Genomic DNA, 17800 nt, shown 5'->3' on the forward strand with positions numbered 1-17800 from the left:
GGACAGAAGATTAGGGAGGTCAAACGATGAAGAAAAAATTGTGGGCCGCAGCGTTGTGCGTGGCCATCATCGGAGGAATAACGGCATGCGGAAGCAAGGATTCGGCCAATCCGGAATCCGGATCCCCCGGTTCGAAGACGAAAATTACTTATTGGACCGGTGACCGCCACGACTCCGAGTACATCAAGGAACTGGTTGACGAATTTAACAAAACGAATCCGGATCACATTGAAGTGGAACTGGTCATCAAGGGCGATGACTTCGACCAGGCGCTGGACATGTCATTTCAGACTTCGGAAGCGCCTGACGTGATCCGCGTCAAGGAAAACACGATTCAGACGTTCTACAAGAAAGGCTTTTTATCACCGATTGACGAGTTCATGACGGATGAGCTTAAAGAAAAGTTTCCGCTCATGGATAACCTGAACAGCTTTGACGGCAAACGCTACAGCCTGCCGAACTACGGGACGACGATGCGTCTGATCTATAACAAGGAGCTCTTTGAAAAGGCAGGTATCACCAGTCCACCGACCACGCTGGATGAGCTCGTCGCGGACGCCAAGAAGATCACTGAAGTTGGCAAGGGCAGCGGAGCTTATGGTTTCGCACAGAACTTCAAGAGCCCGGCGAGTGCGCTGGGACGCTCCGCGCGGGTTATCGCCGAAGTCAGTGGATATGGCGGTTTTGGTTACGACTTCAAGACGGCGCGCTATGACTTCGGTCCCTTTAAGCCGATCATCGAGGCGTTCAAGCAAATCAAGGATGACGGCAGCATGCTGCCCGGCGTCGAGTCCCTGGACATCGATCCGCTGCGGGCACAGTTTGCGGAAGGGAAAATCGGCATGTATCTCTCGTTCTCGGCGGAAGCCGGCGTCTACCAATCGCAGTTTCCGGCGAAGATCGACTGGGCAGCTGCACCTGCTCCATCTATCGACGGCGACTTCAAAGGTGCTTCCGGCTTCCTTGGCGGCCAGTGGCTTGCCATCAGTTCCAAGACCCAGGAAAAGGAAGTGGCTTGGAAATTCATGCAGTACATGTACAACGATTCAACGCTCAAGCAGTATCAGGAGAAGGGCTTTGGCATCGCCATGGTGCCGTCCGTAAGCGAGGTTGCAGCTACGCCGAGCGTTAAGGGCATTGAAGGTTTCCTGCCGAACCAATACGACGGCGTATGGCCGGTCGCTCCCACTGTAGCGGTTCAAGGTACCAAGTCAGACGACGCCTTCTTTAAGTACATCGTCAGCGGAGGGGACCTGGACGCGATCATCGCGGATCTGAATCAACGGTATAATTCGGCACTCGATGCCGCCAAAGCCAGCGGTGAAGTCAAGGCCGAACCAATGCCTGATTTCGACCCTGCAAAGTTGGCCGGACAATACACCAAATAAACAATCGTCCGGCGGGATGGGGGAAGCCCCATCCCTTTCCTATCCGGGCGAAAGAGATCACAAGGAGTGAGAGAAGATGAATAAAGCGAAGAACCTCGCCTTTTCTTACAGCTATATCCTGCCGAGCTTTATTCTAACGGCTGTTCTTGGCATCTATCCGATCGCCTGGGCCATGCGATATATGTTCTACGACTACAAAGGTTACGGAGCCGAGAAATTCATCGGCCTCGATAATTTTACGCGCGTGTTTAAGGATCATGAGTTCTGGAATTCCGTCGTGAATACGTTTGTGTATGCCGGCGGCAAGCTGGTGCTTTCGATTCCGCTTGCCCTCATTCTGGCCGTCCTGTTAAATCAGAAAATCCGGGGCAGGAACGTGCTTCGCGCCATTATATTTATGCCGACGATTATCAGCACAGCCGTCATGGCGGTCGTATTCTTCACGATCTTCAATTCGTACAACGGCATCCTGAACCAATTTCTGATGAAATATAAACTGATTGGCAGCGCTGTGGACTGGCTGGGCGTTGATTACTCGATGCTGACCGTCATCCTGGTGGCGGTTTGGGGCGCCGTCGGCAACTATATGCTCCTGTTTCTGGCCGGTCTGCAGAACATTCCCGAGGATGTATATGAGAGCTCCGCCCTGGATGGAGCGAATAAGCTCCAGCAGTTTCGCTATATTACCATTCCGATGCTTGGACCGGTCATGCAGATGATTATTATGCTGGCCATCATCAATGCGCTCAAAGGCTACGAGAGCATTATGGTCATGACCGACGGGGGCCCCGTGGGAAAAACCAACGTCATGTTTCTCTACGTTTACAAGCTGTTCTTCCCTACAGCCGGATCGGGTGCTGCGACGCAGATTCAGGAGATGGGGTATGGCAGTGCGGTCGCTTTCGTCACGGCCGTCATCGTCGGTCTGATAACGATTCTTTATTTCTACGGCTCCAAGCGGATGAGCCAATACGAATAGGAGGGACGCGTTCATGAAAATCGCATCGAGAGCCGTGATGTGGGTGTTTTTGCTTCTGGTCGCGTTTCTGACGCTGTTCCCGGTGCTCATCACGATATTGGGTTCGTTCAAAACCAACGCCGAGCTGACCGCAGGCGCTACGATCATGCCGACGATTTGGCAGTTTAGCAACTATTCAGAGGCCTGGAAGCAGGCCAACTTTTCAACTTACACGGTGAACAGTCTCTTCGTTGCCGTCACTTCGACCATCGGCATTTTGTTCGTTTCCTCAATGGCTGCCTACGTCGTTAACCGGATGGACTTCCCAGGTAAAAAAGCGTATGTGGGCATGCAGGCGTTTACGATGTTCGTCGCCATCGGCGCGGTGGTGCTGCGTCCACAGTTTGAGCTTATGATCAAGCTTCACCTGCACAATACGCTATGGGGTGTTGTCTTGATCCTGATCAGCGCGCACGCGTCCGCCTTTTTTATCCTGCAGAGCTTTATGAGCGGCATCCCCAAGGAGTTGGACGAGGCGGCTCGGATCGACGGCTGTTCGCGGGGTCGGACGTTCTGGACGATCGTCCTGCCCCTGCTTACCCCAGGACTGGGGGTTTGTGCGCTGTTCGCTTTCCGTGGAGCTTGGAATGAGTACCTCCTTCCGTTTGTGTTTACGCTGAGCAAGCCGGAGCTTCAAACGCTGACCGTGGGACTGGCGAACCTGAAATACGGTGTCTCTGCGGCATCGCAAACGCACTATATGATGGCGGGGGCCTGTTTGTCGATCCTGCCGATCCTCGTCGTGTATCTGTTTGCCAACAAGTCGTTTATGAAGATGACTGCGGGCTCCCTAAAGGGGTAACCGCGGCAATTGAATCTGGGAGGTTGTATTCAATATGAGTTTACGTATGCCGATTATAGGAGAGCTCTCATCCAGTTCCGTCATCGGGCGGCACCCGCTGAATCCTATTCTGGATGCATCGCGCGTGCCCTACCCAACGGCGCTGGTCTTTAATGCAGGTGTCACCAAGTTCAATGGAAGGTACGTCATGATATTCCGTAATGATTACGGATCGCCAGAGGAGCAGACGCTTGAGCCGCATCATACGACGGATCTCGGCGTCGCGTTCAGCAGCGACGGCATTCACTGGGACGTGCAGCCGAAGCCGTGTTTTAAGCTTTATGACGAGGAAATTGTCAGAGCCTACGATCCGCGGCTGACGGTGATCGACGGTCGCTGTTACATGTGCTTTGCTGTCGATACCCATCACGGCATCCGGGGCGGGGTCGCCGTCACGGACGATTTCATCAGTTTTGAAATCCTGAGCCTGTCCACGCCGGATTTGCGAAACATGGTGCTGTTCCCGGAGACAATCGGGGGCAACTATGTCCGACTGGAGCGGCCGTTCACCGTGTACAGCCGGGGCGGGGTCGACCGGTTCGACATGTGGATTTCCGAATCGCCCGACCTCAAATACTGGGGGAATTCCGATCTGCTGCTGGCGGTTGAGCAGGTCCCGTTTGCCAACGACAAAATTGGGCCGGCTGCCCCGCCGATCAAAACGGCGAAAGGGTGGCTTACGACGTTCCATGCGGTAGACATCGATTCTAGGCGAGGCAAAAACGGATGGGAGGACGCGTGGAAGAAGCGCTACACGGCAGGACTCATGCTGCTCGATTTAGAGAATCCAAGGAAAATCGTCGGTATGTACCGTGAACCGCTGCTTGTCCCTGAGCTGCAATATGAGACCGAGGGCGGTTTCCGCAACAACGTGATTTTTCCGGGAGGCATGGTGCAGGAGGATGACGGCGAAGTGAAAATATATTACGGCGCGGCAGATACGGTGGAGTGCCTGGCTTCGGCCCACATCGATGATCTGTTGAAATTATGCCTGGAAAGCTAATGGGGGGATGGATTATGACAGTATGGGAGCAGCTGGAGGATCCGCCATCCCGATACCGTCCGGTGCCGCTATGGTCCTGGAATGAACGGTTGGACCCGGACGAACTCATTCGGCAGATCGAGGAGATGCATCACGCCGGCATCGGGGGTTTTTTCATGCATGCCCGGGGCGGCCTTCAGACGCCCTACATGGGGGACGAATGGATGGAGGCCGTTCGGCTTTGCATCGAGAAGTGCCAGGAGCTCGGCTTGGAGCCTTGGTTGTATGATGAGAACGGCTGGCCAAGCGGATTTGGAGACGGTAGAATTCCCGCACTGGGATTGGAGTACCAGCAAAAGAGATTGGCTGTTGAATACGCTCCGTTAGATGGCAGGACCGAAGGCACGATTGCGTTATATATGCGGACGAATCAAGGATTCCGCCTTCTGGGCACGGAAGAGCTCGACAAAGCTGACATTCGTGTGTATTACGAAGTCAATCCCTGTTATATAGATACGCTGAGCAAGCAGGCGGTCGGCGCTTTTATAAGAGAAATTTATGATGCCTATTGGGAACGGTTCGGAGAAGCGTACGGGTCGGTAATTCGAGGCGTATTTACCGATGAACCGCAGTTCGCTCGCCGGCAGCTGCCGTGGTCGTTCGAGCTGGCCGCTGTTTTTGAGCAAAAGTGCGGCTACCCCCTTTTTGCCCACCTGCCTGCCTTATTTATAGAAACGGAAGGCTGCCGTAAGGTCCGATACGACTATTGGCGCTGCGTCACGGAATTATTTACAGAGGCTTATGCCAAGCAAATCAGCGAATGGTGCGGGAGAAGGGGATGGTCCGCAACGGGTCATGTTGTGGATGAGCAGACGCTGATGGATCAGGTGACCGCGGTCGGCGACCCGCTGGTCTTCTACGAATACCTGCAAATTCCGGGCTGTGACTGGCTGGGACGGTTCGTGGGCGACGATCCGATCGTACCGAAGCAGGTGAGCTCGGTCGCTAGGCAGCTAGGCAAAGGTCAAGCGATCATGGAGAGCTTCGGTTGCTCAGGCTGGAACGTCAGCCTGCAGGAGCTTCGGCGGATCGGGGAGTGGCAGTTCGTGCATGGCATCAATCTCATGTGTCCGCATTTGCAGAGCTATTCTCTGCAAGGCTTGCGCAAACGGGATTACCCTCCTTCAATTTTCTATCAGCAGCCCTGGTGGCCAGATTACCGGCTGTTCAATGATTATTTCGCCAGGCTGTCCATGCTGCTGGGGGAGGGCAGTCGGCAGGCGGAGGTACTTCTGCTGCATCCGGCCCGGTCGGCTTGGGTTCTCCAGTCGGGCACGGATACTTCCGCTATCGAGCCGTACCACGAGGCTTTTGCGCAGTTGTCGCGCTGGCTGTGCCAATCGCTGATCGGGCACGACTACGGAAGCGAGTTTATTATTGAGCGTCACGGCTTCGTTCAGGAAGGGCGTTTTTGGGTTGGCGATGCCGCATACAGCGTCGTTATCGTCCCGCCATCCGTCACCGTAGGACCGAGGGTGTCAGAGCTTCTTCAGCAATTTGTTCAGAAAGGCGGTGCCGTGCTGGCCTTCGAGCCTTTTCCGCGGCTCATCGGCGGGGAACCAGGACCGGAAGCCTGCGGGTGGATCGCCAAGGCGAGGAAGCCTGACTGGAACCGGGAAGCGTTGGTGCAGCATTTGTTCTGCATAGTACCTCAGAGCATCAGTCTGACGGATTCATCGAATGTACCTTTGGTATCCGAAGGAATTAACGTTCAGGAACTGGAGATCGACGGTTCCACATTGTTCTATTTGGTCAATTCGGATGAGATAAGTTATGGGGAAGTGAAAGTCCGCATTTATCGTTCCGGTGAACTATCTTTGATCGACTTGGAAAACGGGGAGGTTCGACCTGTTGTTAACTGGGAGGCGATCGATGGCGGCCTGCAGGTGACCTTACCGCTGCACGCTGCAGGATCGCTGCTGATCAAGCTGAATCCGGCGAAGAAGCAGCATATTCGGGTGCCCCTGAAAATGACGGATGAACCGGGGAATAAAGCGGTTATCCGGCTTAATGAGCCGTGGAGGATCACCGCAGCGAGCATGAACTGCCTGACGCTTGACACATGCCGTTTCCGGGTCGAAAACGGCAAGTGGTCTGAACCTGTTCCGATGTTTCGCGTTCAAGATCATTTACTTCAGCTTGGCCGTCCCGTCAAGGTTGAGCTGGAATACAAATTTTTAAGCCAGGTGAGCCCAGCGGCAAACCAACCCATGTTTGTTATCATGGAAAATCCCGAGCGGTTTCAGATAATGATCAACGGTCAACCGCTTGAATCCGTAGCCGCAGGCTGGTGGATAGACACTTCCTTTAAAAAAGTGGATATCCGGGGGCTGATCCAAAAGGGCGTCAACCGAATCGGTTTGACGACAACTTTTCTCCATTCTGCCGAGGTAAGCCGGGCATTGGAACGCGCTGAACAATTCGAATCCGAAGGCAACAAGCTCACGCTGGAAACGGAGCTGGAAAGCATCTATGTGCTGGGAGACTTTTCGGTTCAGTCTGCATCGCCGTGGTCGTTCGGGGAACGCCGTGCCGTTTTTAACGAGGGACCTTTTTTCCTGGCCGAGCAGCCCGCTGAGATTCATGCCAATGACCTAGCCGGGCAGGGATTTCCATTTTTTGCAGGTTCGGTCACACTGGAGCAGACCGTCGTCGTGCCGCAAAACGGTTGGAATCGGGCACTTTGGCAGTTCCGTGAACCGCCGGATGCCATTGTCAGCCGCCTGAGAATTAACGGAAGGGAGATCCGTGCTTTCGTGTGGGAGCCGTATGAGGGCGATATTACGCCGTACTTACAGCCGGGGGCGAATCGAATCGAATTGGAACTTACGGGGAGCTGCCGGAATGTGCTTGGTCCTCATCACCATGTCAAAGGCGAGGTATATAAGGTGGGCCCGGACAGCTTTAAGAACAAACCCGGATGGACGGACAAGGATCTCTCTCCCGATACCCCGATATATGTGCAGCGATATGCTTTTGTCAGGTTTGGGCTTTCAGAAGTTCCGCAGATTGTGCTTGAAATGCCGGGGGCTTTATAAACAGGCATACAAAAGCACTTAAGCCGTGCAAATTCCATCACACGGAAAGGGTTTACGGACAACTGAAGGAGGCGATTTCGGTGGCTAAGATGAAAAAATGGTCTTACGCTTTGTCGGTGATCACGCTGGTTGTTTCGCTATGGATGAGTGGGACGAATGTTCAGGCGGAAGCATTCGTGGAGAGGGTCGCTGCCGAGTCAGTGCCAGCCACGATCTATAAATATGCTCCATCTGAGCGTTATGCCGCATCGGCCAACTATACGCTCAAAGCCAACGGGGTGGAGATTCCCGTGGTCAAGGGATTCGGTGATTATGATTATGCCCATTTCTCCTTGTCCAAAGGTCCGGTTACGTACGAGCTTACCATTCTGAACACGGACAAAGTATATGAATACTCGATCAGTCCGAAGAAACTCGGCATTACGGCGGATAAAATTGTCGGAACAACGCTGACCTTCACAGCACCCTCCGATGAGTACCTGATTGTTATGATGAACAGCCGGGCTACCCGGCTGGTGATCGCAGCCGATCCGGCGGAAACCGATGTGCCGGCTAAGGAAGGCCAAGGGATCTTCAATATTACGGAAGCCCCTTACGATGTTGATACAAACGGACAAAATACAGGCGTTGCGGAGAGAACGGCCGCCATTCAGCAGGCGATTGACGATGCAGGCGCCTATGGGACCGATAAGGGAGGCGGGGTTCAGGGTATTGTTTACGTGCCCGCCGGAACGTACTATATCGGCAATCTTACGCTTAAGAGCAATACGGCACTGTACATGGAACCTGGCGCTACGTTCGTCGGTACGGGCAAGACCGCAGATTATGCCGAGCACTGGTTTAAGGATTCGATGGGCCGGCCAGCAACCTGGTGGATTTCAACAGCCTTCCATTCCACCAACATCCGGATTTACGGCCGCGGTACGATCGACGGTAACGGGCAGGCTCTCCATGACGATAAGAGCACAAACGGCACCGGAATGATCAACAACCTGGTCGTTCCGATCGCAACGTCCCATTTTTCGATGGACGGGATACTCATTCGGGAGTCGTCCGCCTGGGCGGTGGTACCGGTTCGTTCCAACGATCTGAGGTTTACCAATTTAAAAATGTTGAACAGCCTGAATATGGGAGAAAACGACGGCATTGACGTGACGGAGTCGCAAAACGTCGTGGTGCGCCATTCCATCGGCATCTCGTTGGATGACCCTTACTCCACAAAAGCTTGGGCGGAAGATACGGATATTGCCTCGGGCAAGGTGCCATGGCCGGGCCAACCCGAGCCTGTTGAGAATGTCTTAATCGAGGATGCCGTTGCTTGGACGAAATGCTACGGATTCAAGATCGGCCAGGGCGTTCTTCAGGACCAGCGGAACATTACTTTCCGGGACGGTGTCGTCTACAAGGCGGCCGTGGGCTTTGCCATTCACCATAAATACGGTACCGGAACAGTCCAGAACGTCAAGTTCGAACGGATGGACGTCGAGGATATCAGCGGCAAAAATGAGGACAACAGCGCATGGATGACGATGTTTACTGTTAACGGAGGAAACCTTGGCGTTGGGCCGGTTAGCGGCGTCACAGTGAAGGATATTACGGTACGCGACGCGGGAGAAAGCTTCGCCAAAATCAACGGGCAGGATGGAGCCATGATTACCGGCTTGCTGTTCGAGAACGTGTATATGCCGGGAAGCAGCACGCCCGCTGCCACACTTCAAGAGATGAACTTTCTGAGCAAAGATTATTATAGCGATGTGACGATTTTGCCGGTACAGCATGAGGAACCGCTTCCCCGAACGAATCTAGCCCTGGGACGGCCGGCTGTCGGATCATCGAACGATGGAACGGTAGACACCGCCCCCTATGCAACCGACGGTGACATGTCCACAAGATTTGGAACCAAGCGCGGGGTCGATCCGGGTTGGATCTACGTGGATTTGGGGGAGCGTAAACCGATCAATGAAGTGAGACTGTATTGGGAAGCGGCCTATGGGAAGAGCTATAAAATTCAAGTGACCGACGATCCGTCCTCCGAAGCAAATTGGAGAGACGTTTACACTACGACCGAAGGAAAGGGAGGTCTTGAAACTATCACTTTCGAGGAGACGAACTCCCGATACGTCAGGATGTATGGCGTGGAAAGAGCAACGCAGTACGGTTATTCCATTTGGGAATTTGAAATATACGGACCATAAATAGTCTGGGTTCAGGTCACATCCGCATTGACAATTTCCTTCCCGGGGTTATAATCAAATTTGTTAATGACTTATAGAAAATGTTAATGGATGCTTGTCCGATTATCGCCTTTTTGCTGTATGGCAGCACTATGCTGCTGTGAAGCGGCTAAGGACATGATCCCTCGCTACAATATAACCAGGGAGGAAAGCGGATGATTTGGTTGTTGCTGGCAGCCGTTATCGTCATTGGAGTATGGCTGCTTCGGAATATCCTGCCTGTCCATGGACTTACGCCCATCCATCCCGACGATTTGAAGGTCATCGCCAGGGATCAGGAAGACATCAAAATGCTGGACGTGAGAGATCCGGTGGATTATTTGCGGGAGCATGAGAACGGCACGGTCAATATTTCGCTCGGCCGGCTGCCGTATCTTTGGAAAAAGGAGCTCTCCACCTCCGAGCCGGTTGTGATTCTGGGCGGCAGCAGTCGGCAGAGCAAACAGGCGGCCCGATTCTTGAAACGGGTCGGCTTCCGTCAGCTGTATATCATCAAGGATGAGCCGGGACGGAAGAACCGCCAGGGCCAGACGGGGACGGCGGTATGCTGCTCCGATTGCTGCCGCTGACAGGAAATAAGCAATAAACGCAAGCATACGTTAGAATTTCGGCCGGCAGGCCCTCAAAGACAGTGCGTCTTTGAGGGCCTTTTTTTGTTTAGAGAAACCCGGTTGAATAAACTTGGTGGCAAATAGGGCTTACGTTTCCGACCGGAAGGTTGCTCCCAGCTGATCTCCCAGACCGAAGTAGTGACGGAAATTGTAAATGAGCGGATTCCAGCGCCGCGGGTCGATATGATGATCTCCAATAAGGATGTCACCATGGGCATGGACCCGGACGGCACGGGTTTCCACGATCGCGAAGAACGGATCGTATTCCGGCACCGTCATCCGCAGAACCTGTGCTTCAATCTGGATCGGGCATTCGGATATGCGCGATGGCTGCACGGCTTCGGAATCGGCGGGGGTGAAGCCGCCTGCGGCGAACTTATCCTTTTCGTGCGTAAACCCCATGGCTTCCTTGAACTCAGGGACAACGGTTCTCCCGGTATAAGGGGCGATTCGCTCCACGTTCTCCCACAGCGGGGCGGAAGGAAGATTGATGACGCATTCCGGGTGAAGGTTCAAATTATCATAAGCTTTACTGCTCGTTGAAATGCCCAGGACGATGTTGTCCCCCAGCGCAAAGGAAGAAGAGATCGGGCTGATATTGGTTGTGTGGTCTTCGTTACGCGTGGTGATCAGGATGACAGGCATGCCGTAATATAAAATTTTCGGGGTGATGGCACGGGTTTGCGGATCTGTTGCAGTCATATGGAAAAACGCCTCCTTGTTGATATGTACTTGAACATTGTAACCGGTTCATATTACAATGTTCATCGAAATGTGGAATGCAAAGGAGGGGGCAGGATGAAGGCAGGACCGGTTGCGGCTCATCCCGCGGCCATGATCAGCGATCCATCGCGTGCGGCGATGCTGACCGCCATGATGGACGGACGGTTTCATCCGGCGAGCGAGCTGGCCTATATGGCGGGAATCACCCCGCAGACGGCGAGTTACCATTTGGCCAAGCTGGAAGAAGCGGGGATGATCGCCATGCACAAGCAGGGAAGGCACCGGTATTACGGCTTGAAGAGCCATGATGTGGCTGCCGTGGTGGAGACGCTGCTATTGCTTGCGCCGCCGGTTGAAATCAAGTCGCTCAGGCAATCCGAGGAAAACCGCCACCTGCGGCGGGCGAGAACGTGTTACGATCATGTCGCAGGAGACCTTGGCATCCGCCTGAGGGACGCGATGATCGAAGCCGGCGTCATCCGCGAGGAAGCGGACGCCTTTGCTGTTACCGGGGAAGGGAGCGCCTTCTTCGAACATATGGGCATCGATGTGGAAGCGGTCCGGAAAAAGCGGCGCAGCTTCTGCAGCAAATGCCTCGATTGGAGCGAGCGCACGCCGCATTTGGCCGGCTCGTTGGGCAGTGCGATGCTTGAGCGGCTGCTCGAGCTGCGATGGCTGCGGCGCATGGAAGGAACGCGGGCGCTGCACATTACCGACGAAGGGTCCCGCGGACTGCGGGAAACTTTTCATATCGAGATCCCCTGACCCTGAACTTCAAACGATCCGTGTATTTGCGGAGCTTTCACGAGCCGCCGCAGCCGGGTCGTTTTTTTCGTGCTCGGCTCGATGCCGCTGCAGGTTTATAGACCTTGTAGACATCGGTTTCGATCCCGGCTTGAAGACCTTCCTGACGTTTTTTTCGGAGACCGACGAATTTTCATATCCTGCTGCAACCAGAAAAAACGGCAGTGCTACCACGAATAACGGCGATTGTGAAGCGTGCATGGCCTGGTTACAATTCAGTTCATGACGAACGCCAATATCAACAATCATGGAGGGTGGCAGCGATGAAGCAGGTGAAGGACGAGGACATCAAGAATTCAGGGAGGTATAAGGAGGACTCCGGGCTTACGCGGGAAAGGTGCCTGGAGGCTATGGAATTTATTCGGCGCCAGGTGGACCGGAATCTCCAGACATTTCAGGACACGTTTCCGTCGGAGGCCAGCACGAATCTGGTATACCGGCAGACCGGAAACACGGAGTGGACGCCGGCATTCTGGACCGGGATGCTGTGGCTCGCTTACGAAACGACCGGCGATGCCAAGTACCGCGCCGCCGCGGAGGGCCAGCTGGATAGCTACCGCAGGAGAGTGGAGGAACGTCGCTATACGGACACGCATGATTTAGGATTTCTCTATACGCTGTCCTGCGTGGCAGCCTACAAGCTGACCGGCAGCGAAGAGGCCAAGACGCTCGCCGTTCAGGCAGCGGATCTTCTGATGGAGCGTTACTGGGACAAGGCGGGGATCATCCAGGCTTGGGGAAATCTCCAGGATCCCAGGCAGCAGGGGAGGATCATCATTGACTGCCTCATGAATCTGCCGCTGCTGTACTGGGCATCGGACGTCACCGGTAACCCCAAATATAAGGCTGCGGCCGAGTCGCACGCCCGGAAATCGGCGGAGCACCTCATTCGGGAGGATGCGTCCAGTTATCACACCTTTTATATGGATATCGCATCGGGACAGCCGAAGTACGGCTCCACCGCGCAGGGGCAGGCGGACGATTCATGCTGGTCGCGCGGACAGGCGTGGGGGATTTACGGCTTCCCGCTCTCCTACCGCTACACCGGCGATGACAGGTACCTGCAGTTGACGTCCAGGCTCGCGAATTACTTCCTGAACCGGCTTCCGCAGGACGAGGTATGCTACTGGGATCTCGTATTTACAGAAGGGGATGAAGAGCGGGACAGCTCCGCTGCGGCGATTGCGGTCTGCGGCCTGATCGAGACCGCGGCGCATCTGCCGCTGACCGACCCGCTGAAACGGCTGTACGAAAATGCCGCGCTGCGGATGTTGAAATCCCTGATCGATCATTATATGACCTGGCACGTGCCGGAGTCGAACGGCATTCTGCTGCATGCGGTTTACAGCAAGCCGGGCGGAAACGGCGTCGACGAGTGCTGCATCTGGGGCGACTATTACATGTACGAGGCACTGGTTCGCGTAACCCGGGACTGGAAGCCGTATTGGTAGAAGGGGGCAACACGTATGGGAGAGCAAGAAGTGCACAAGCGAAGCGATCCGGCCACGGCATGGTGGACGGATGCGAGGTTTGGCATGTTCATCCACTGGGGACTGTATGCAGCGCTGGCCAAGGGCGAATGGGTCATGTATGCCGACAAGATCCCCGTCCGCGAGTACGAGAAGCTGGCCGGGGATTTTAATCCGCAGCAGTTTGACGCGGCAACCTGGGTACAGCTGGCCAAAGACGCAGGGATGAAATATATCGTTATCACGGCCAAGCATCATGACGGGTTTGCGATGTTCCACTCCAAAGCCGATCCCTTCAACATCGTGGACGCGACGCCATTTGGGCGCGATCCGATGAAGGAACTTGCCGAGGCTTGCCGCGAGGCGGGAATCGTACTCTGCTTTTACTATTCGCATGTGATTGACTGGCACCATCCCCATTCGCTGCACAAAGAACATAACAACACGTGGGATTACAATCTGGCGGAGAAGCACTTTCCCGAATACTGGGAAGGCAAGGCGAAGCCGCAGCTGAAGGAGCTGCTCACTTCCTACGGGCCGGTCGGCCTGCTCTGGTTTGATACGGCGGGCGGGTTATCCGAAGCGGACAGCCGTGATATCGTGGCCTTTGTGAAAGGTATGCAGTCGGACTGCCTCATTAATTCCAGGGTGTCGCACTTCATCGGCATGGGCGATTATGTCTCCAAGGGCGATAACGAGATCGGGATGAGCGGTGAAGATCAGCGGCCGTGGGAAACGCCGATGACCCTGAACCAGTCATGGGGCTACACGGACCGGGACCAGGTTTGGAAGACGGCGGAGGCGGTGATCAAGAAGCTGGTAAACGTCATTGGCAAGGGAGGCAACCTGCTCTTGAATGTCGGTCCAACGCCGGAAGGAACGATTCCGGAGCTGTCCGCGGAGCGACTGCGGGAGGTCGGAGAATGGACGCGGCGGAACAGCGAAGCCATTTACGGCACCGAAGGCAGCCCGTTTCCGGCCGAGCTGGAATTTGGAGCGGTGACAACCCGCCCGGGACGAGTGTATGTGCACGTTCATAACGACAAATGGCCTGCGGGCGGCTTGGTGATGCACGGCATCCGCGGCGAGGTATCGCGTATATACTGCCTGGCCGATGATCCGCAGAAAAAAGAACTGGCGTTCAGGCAATCGGTTGACGAGGGGCTCGATCTGCATGTGCTCAAGGTGGAGCTTCCAACCGAACCGGCTGACGAGCATGTGACGGTTATTGCCCTGGAAATGGCCGGAGAGCCAGATTTCGACCGGACGTTAACGCAGCTTGACGGCGGCCGGCTGCAGCTGGATGTCCCCCAAGCGAGCGTAACCCTTGTCAGGGAGGAAGACGAGGCAGCGGGGATTCCGGCGCTGCGGCAGGCGGAGTGGACCTTCAAGCTCGTTCAGCCGGGCACCTATGAACTGATGCTGATCAGCTTCAAGCGGCACGATCAGGATTGGCCCGGGCTGTATCCGGAACCGGTCGTCTTGGAGACGGATGGCAGCTGCCTGGTTACCGATCCGGCGGAAGACGGGGAGGATCCGGATTCTCCATCATGCCAGCATCCCTACATCCCGATACGGTCCCGATTGGGACAAGTGACGTGGCTGGAGCCCGGAATCCATAGGCTGACGCTCCGTTCTTCCAAACTGAAGGACCCGTCTCCCAAATTCACGGAAATCTGGCATGCTGACGCGGTAAAGCTGCGTGCAATAAGGCTTGTGCGGGTCCAGGATTAGCCGCCCGGATGAAGAAAAGTTAAGGCAGCATTAAAAAGATCAGTCCGTCATCTTACGAAAATACTGCGCTCCTTTCAAAGCGGCAGTATCGCAGGAACAGGCAGGTTCCCTATACTTTGGGTACCGGCAGCTTCACATTAAATCAGAGTCCGGTCAACTGGATTGATTTCAAAAAGGAGGCGCTTACATGAGAAAAAAAGCAGCTAAAAAATGGGGCACTGCGGTGCTTGCAGCCGCCCTGGTTCTGTCGCTTGCGGCCTGCGGCGGCACCTCGGGGAACGATCAGGCGAAAGGGGAGGCGTCCACTAGCGGAAAAACAGCCGAACCGGAAAAATTAACCCACCTGACCTATTGGGTCAGCATGCACCCCGCTGCAGCCGCCCAAATGAAAACGTACGCGGAAATGGGCATGTATAAGGAACTGGAACGGATTACTGGCGTGAAAGTGGACTTCCAGCATCCGCCGACCGACTCCACCCAGGCTCAGGAGCAGTTCAACCTCATGATGGTCTCCGAGAAATTGCCGGACGTAATCGAAACTTCATGGATTGGGTATCCGGGGGGACCGGAGAAGGCGATCCAGGACAACAAAATTATTAAGCTGAACGATTTGATCGACCAATATGCACCGAATTTGAAAAAACTGCTGGATGAGCATCCCGACTGGAAAAAGCAGGTGACCACCGACGACGGAAGCCTTTATATGTTCCCGTTCTTCCGCGGCGGCGATAAGGTCCGTGTCTTCTACGGCCCGTCGATCCGCAAGGATTGGCTCGATAAGCTTGGCCTTCAGATGCCGACGACGATCGACGAATGGCATGAAGTGCTCAAAGCGTTTAAGGAGAAGGATCCGAACGGCAACGGGAAAGCCGATGAAATTCCGCTGTATTTTACGAAGGACGATATCGGCACGGATGCGCCTTTCCTTGGCGCATGGGGCATCAACTACGGCTTCTACCAGATCGACAACAGCGTCAAATACGGACCGATCCAGCCGGAGTATAAGGAATTTCTAGCCACAATGAACCAATGGTATAAGGAAGGGCTGCTTGACAAGGATTTCGCCGCTCCGAACGACAAGCTGTTCGATGCCAAAATGACCGGCAACCAGCTGGGCGCCGCTCCAACGTATAACGGCGGCGGCATCGGCAAATACGCCAACCTGATGAAGGATAAGGATCCGAAATTCAACCTGGTGGCCGCTCCGTATCCGGTACTGAACAAAGGCGATAAGCCGATTTGGGGGCAAAAGGATTTCGCCACGAACGGCATCGGCGCCGCCATCTCGACCAGCAATACGAACCCGACCGAAACGGTCAAGTGGCTGGACTATGCCTACGGAGAACAGGGCGATCTCCTGTTCAACTACGGCAAAGAGGGAGAAGCGTATACAATGAAGGACGGTAAGCCGGTCTTCCTGCCAGAGGTGCTGAACCCGCCTAGCGGCGTCAGTCTCCAGCAATCCTTTGCAAAGCACAACCGTTCGACGTGGAGCGCTCCGTTCGTGCTGAGCGATGAATTCCAGATGCAGTATTTGGCCCTCCCGAACCAGAAGGATGCCTTGACCGTATGGTCCCAGCCGACCGGGGAACGCAAAATGCCGCTCGTGACGCCGACCAAGGACGAGAGCTCCCAATTCGCTTCGATCATGACGGACATCAACACGTATAAGGACGAGATGTTCCTCAAATTCATCATGGGCGCGGAGCCGATCGACAACTTCGATAAGTACGTGAAGAAAATCGAGGCGATGGGCATTAACGACGCGATCAAAATCCAGCAGTCCGCCCTTGACCGGTTCAATAAGCGTTAATCAAAAAGCATAAGGCGGCGAAGATGCCGGGCAGGGGATGTCCGCTTCCCGGCTCGCCCCTTGTTCCAACACCACAATCCGCAGGAAAGGCAGGGGGTTACATGTGGCAGGTAACCGATAAGAAACTGATGAAGAAGCGCCCGCTGCGCAGCCGGACCGATCTAACCACGGGGCAAACCATCCGGAAGGATCTCCGCCGCAACTGGATCATTTATGTCATGGCGCTCCCCGTCATTGCGTATTACTTGATCTTTCATTACGGACCGATGTACGGTCTCCTGATCGCCTTTAAGGACTACTCGCCGGCACAAGGGATCTGGGGAAGCCCATGGGTCGGCTTCAAGCATTTTGACAGCTTTTTTAACGGCATTTATTTCTGGAGGCTCATCCGCAATACGGTCCTCATCAATGTCTATGATCTGCTGTTTGGTTTTCCGGCGGCGATCCTGCTGGCGCTGCTGCTGAACGAGATCCGCAAAATGGCGTTCAAGCGATTCGTGCAGACGATCTCCTATTTACCGCATTTCATTTCGATTGTCGTCGTCGCGGGGATGATGTTTGACTTCCTAAGCCGTGACGGATTGATCAATCAGCTGCTGGGGTTCATCGGCGTCGATCCGATCGATTTTCTGAAGGAGGCCGGCTGGTTCCGTTTTATTTTCGTATCGTCCGGCATCTGGCAGGGCATCGGCTGGGGCTCCATCATCTATTTGGCATCAATCGCCAATATCGACCCAACGCTGTATGAGGCGGCCAAAATCGACGGCGCAAGCCGCTGGAGACAAACGTTCCATATCACCATACCGGGCATCATGCCCACGATTGTCATCATGCTCATTCTGAATATGGGGCACATGCTGTCGGTAGGCAGCGAGAAGGTGCTTCTGCTGTACAATCCGCTGACTTACGAAACGGCCGATGTCATTTCCACTTATGTATACCGAAAAGGGATTTTGGAGGCGAGCTACAGCTTTACCGCGGCGGTCGGCCTGTTCAATTCCGTCATCAGCCTGATTCTGATCGTGTCGGCAAATGCCATCAGCAAGCGCGTGTCCGAAAACAAACTGTGGTAGGAGGGATCGTCC

At 54.7% G+C, this 17800-nt stretch carries 13 protein-coding genes; 12 read left to right on the forward strand and 1 reads right to left on the reverse strand.

The features are described from left to right. Nucleotides 1-26: 26 nt before the first annotated feature. The 7 genes from KI379_RS09240 to KI379_RS09270 all read left to right on the forward strand — a co-directional run bounded on the left by KI379_RS09240 (nucleotide 27) and on the right by KI379_RS09270 (nucleotide 10130). Nucleotides 27-1388, forward strand: a complete 1362-nt coding sequence (locus tag KI379_RS09240; protein WP_212983375.1) for an ABC transporter substrate-binding protein — start codon at nucleotides 27-29, stop codon at nucleotides 1386-1388. A 76-nt stretch (nucleotides 1389-1464) separates the two neighbouring features. Then, entirely contained in the window at nucleotides 1465-2367 is a 903-nt protein-coding gene (locus KI379_RS09245) for a carbohydrate ABC transporter permease (protein WP_089546741.1), read from the forward strand. Nucleotides 2368-2380: 13 nt separating this feature from the next. Then, the gene (locus tag KI379_RS09250; RefSeq protein WP_212983376.1) at nucleotides 2381-3208 is read left to right on the forward strand and encodes a carbohydrate ABC transporter permease; all 828 of its coding nucleotides are present in this window, start codon (nucleotides 2381-2383) and stop codon (nucleotides 3206-3208) included. A 34-nt stretch (nucleotides 3209-3242) separates the two neighbouring features. Further along, nucleotides 3243-4250: a glycoside hydrolase family 130 protein gene (locus tag KI379_RS09255; protein WP_089546743.1), complete on the forward strand. Its 1008-nt coding sequence runs from the start codon at nucleotides 3243-3245 to the stop codon at nucleotides 4248-4250. Nucleotides 4251-4264: 14 nt separating this feature from the next. After that, nucleotides 4265-7327, forward strand: coding sequence for a glycosyl hydrolase (locus tag KI379_RS09260; RefSeq protein ID WP_212983377.1), 3063 nt, complete (start codon nucleotides 4265-4267; stop codon nucleotides 7325-7327). Between the two features lie 89 nt (nucleotides 7328-7416). Then, the gene (locus KI379_RS09265; RefSeq protein WP_212984662.1) at nucleotides 7417-9522 is read left to right on the forward strand and encodes a galactose-binding domain-containing protein; all 2106 of its coding nucleotides are present in this window, start codon (nucleotides 7417-7419) and stop codon (nucleotides 9520-9522) included. 194 nt (nucleotides 9523-9716) lie between these two features. Continuing rightward, nucleotides 9717-10130 carry a rhodanese-like domain-containing protein gene (locus KI379_RS09270; protein ID WP_076167422.1) on the forward strand — a complete coding sequence of 138 codons (414 nt, stop codon included), beginning with the start codon at nucleotides 9717-9719 and terminating at the stop codon, nucleotides 10128-10130. Nucleotides 10131-10259: 129 nt separating this feature from the next. On the opposite strand, the gene KI379_RS09275 is transcribed toward KI379_RS09270, so the two are convergent. Then, nucleotides 10260-10874: a flavin reductase family protein gene (locus KI379_RS09275; RefSeq protein ID WP_089546745.1), complete on the reverse strand. Its 615-nt coding sequence runs from the start codon at nucleotides 10872-10874 to the stop codon at nucleotides 10260-10262. A gap of 96 nt (nucleotides 10875-10970) precedes the next feature. Here KI379_RS09275 and KI379_RS09280 point away from each other — a divergent pair, with 96 nt between their 5' ends. The 5 genes from KI379_RS09280 to KI379_RS09300 all read left to right on the forward strand — a co-directional run bounded on the left by KI379_RS09280 (nucleotide 10971) and on the right by KI379_RS09300 (nucleotide 17788). Continuing rightward, nucleotides 10971-11660 (forward strand): ArsR/SmtB family transcription factor, encoded by a 690-nt coding sequence (locus KI379_RS09280; RefSeq protein WP_212983378.1) that lies wholly within the window; start codon nucleotides 10971-10973, stop codon nucleotides 11658-11660. Nucleotides 11661-11962: 302 nt separating this feature from the next. Then, a complete protein-coding gene (locus KI379_RS09285) occupies nucleotides 11963-13150 on the forward strand; it encodes a glycoside hydrolase family 88 protein (protein ID WP_212983379.1) in 1188 nt (395 codons plus the stop codon). A gap of 15 nt (nucleotides 13151-13165) precedes the next feature. After that, on the forward strand, nucleotides 13166-14902 hold the full coding sequence (locus KI379_RS09290) for an alpha-L-fucosidase (protein WP_212983380.1): 1737 nt from the start codon (nucleotides 13166-13168) through the stop codon (nucleotides 14900-14902). A 187-nt stretch (nucleotides 14903-15089) separates the two neighbouring features. Beyond that, on the forward strand, nucleotides 15090-16715 hold the full coding sequence (locus KI379_RS09295; RefSeq protein ID WP_212983381.1) for an extracellular solute-binding protein: 1626 nt from the start codon (nucleotides 15090-15092) through the stop codon (nucleotides 16713-16715). A 128-nt stretch (nucleotides 16716-16843) separates the two neighbouring features. After that, complete coding sequence (locus tag KI379_RS09300; protein WP_089550160.1) at nucleotides 16844-17788, forward strand: ABC transporter permease; 945 nt, start codon at nucleotides 16844-16846, stop codon at nucleotides 17786-17788. Nucleotides 17789-17800: the final 12 nt, after the last annotated feature.

The organism is Paenibacillus cineris (assembly GCF_018333335.1).
In the GTDB taxonomy this organism is placed as follows: Bacteria; Bacillota; Bacilli; order Paenibacillales; family Paenibacillaceae; genus Paenibacillus_AQ; species Paenibacillus_AQ favisporus.

What these genes read in the sequence shown, in the direction of transcription:
- KI379_RS09300 (WP_089550160.1), top strand. Translation starts at nt 16,844, where the DNA reads ATGAAGAAGCGCCCGCTGCGCAGCCGGACCGATCTAACCACGGGGCAA.
- KI379_RS09270 (WP_076167422.1), top strand. Translation starts at nt 9,717, where the DNA reads ATGATTTGGTTGTTGCTGGCAGCCGTTATCGTCATTGGAGTATGGCTG.
- KI379_RS09265 (WP_212984662.1), top strand. Translation starts at nt 7,417, where the DNA reads ATGAAAAAATGGTCTTACGCTTTGTCGGTGATCACGCTGGTTGTTTCG.
- KI379_RS09245 (WP_089546741.1), top strand. Translation starts at nt 1,465, where the DNA reads ATGAATAAAGCGAAGAACCTCGCCTTTTCTTACAGCTATATCCTGCCG.
- KI379_RS09280 (WP_212983378.1), top strand. Translation starts at nt 10,971, where the DNA reads ATGAAGGCAGGACCGGTTGCGGCTCATCCCGCGGCCATGATCAGCGAT.
- KI379_RS09290 (WP_212983380.1), top strand. Translation starts at nt 13,166, where the DNA reads ATGGGAGAGCAAGAAGTGCACAAGCGAAGCGATCCGGCCACGGCATGG.
- KI379_RS09295 (WP_212983381.1), top strand. Translation starts at nt 15,090, where the DNA reads ATGAGAAAAAAAGCAGCTAAAAAATGGGGCACTGCGGTGCTTGCAGCC.
- KI379_RS09275 (WP_089546745.1), bottom strand. Translation starts at nt 10,874, where the DNA reads ATGACTGCAACAGATCCGCAAACCCGTGCCATCACCCCGAAAATTTTA.
- KI379_RS09260 (WP_212983377.1), top strand. Translation starts at nt 4,265, where the DNA reads ATGACAGTATGGGAGCAGCTGGAGGATCCGCCATCCCGATACCGTCCG.
- KI379_RS09240 (WP_212983375.1), top strand. Translation starts at nt 27, where the DNA reads ATGAAGAAAAAATTGTGGGCCGCAGCGTTGTGCGTGGCCATCATCGGA.
- KI379_RS09255 (WP_089546743.1), top strand. Translation starts at nt 3,243, where the DNA reads ATGAGTTTACGTATGCCGATTATAGGAGAGCTCTCATCCAGTTCCGTC.
- KI379_RS09250 (WP_212983376.1), top strand. Translation starts at nt 2,381, where the DNA reads ATGAAAATCGCATCGAGAGCCGTGATGTGGGTGTTTTTGCTTCTGGTC.
- KI379_RS09285 (WP_212983379.1), top strand. Translation starts at nt 11,963, where the DNA reads ATGAAGCAGGTGAAGGACGAGGACATCAAGAATTCAGGGAGGTATAAG.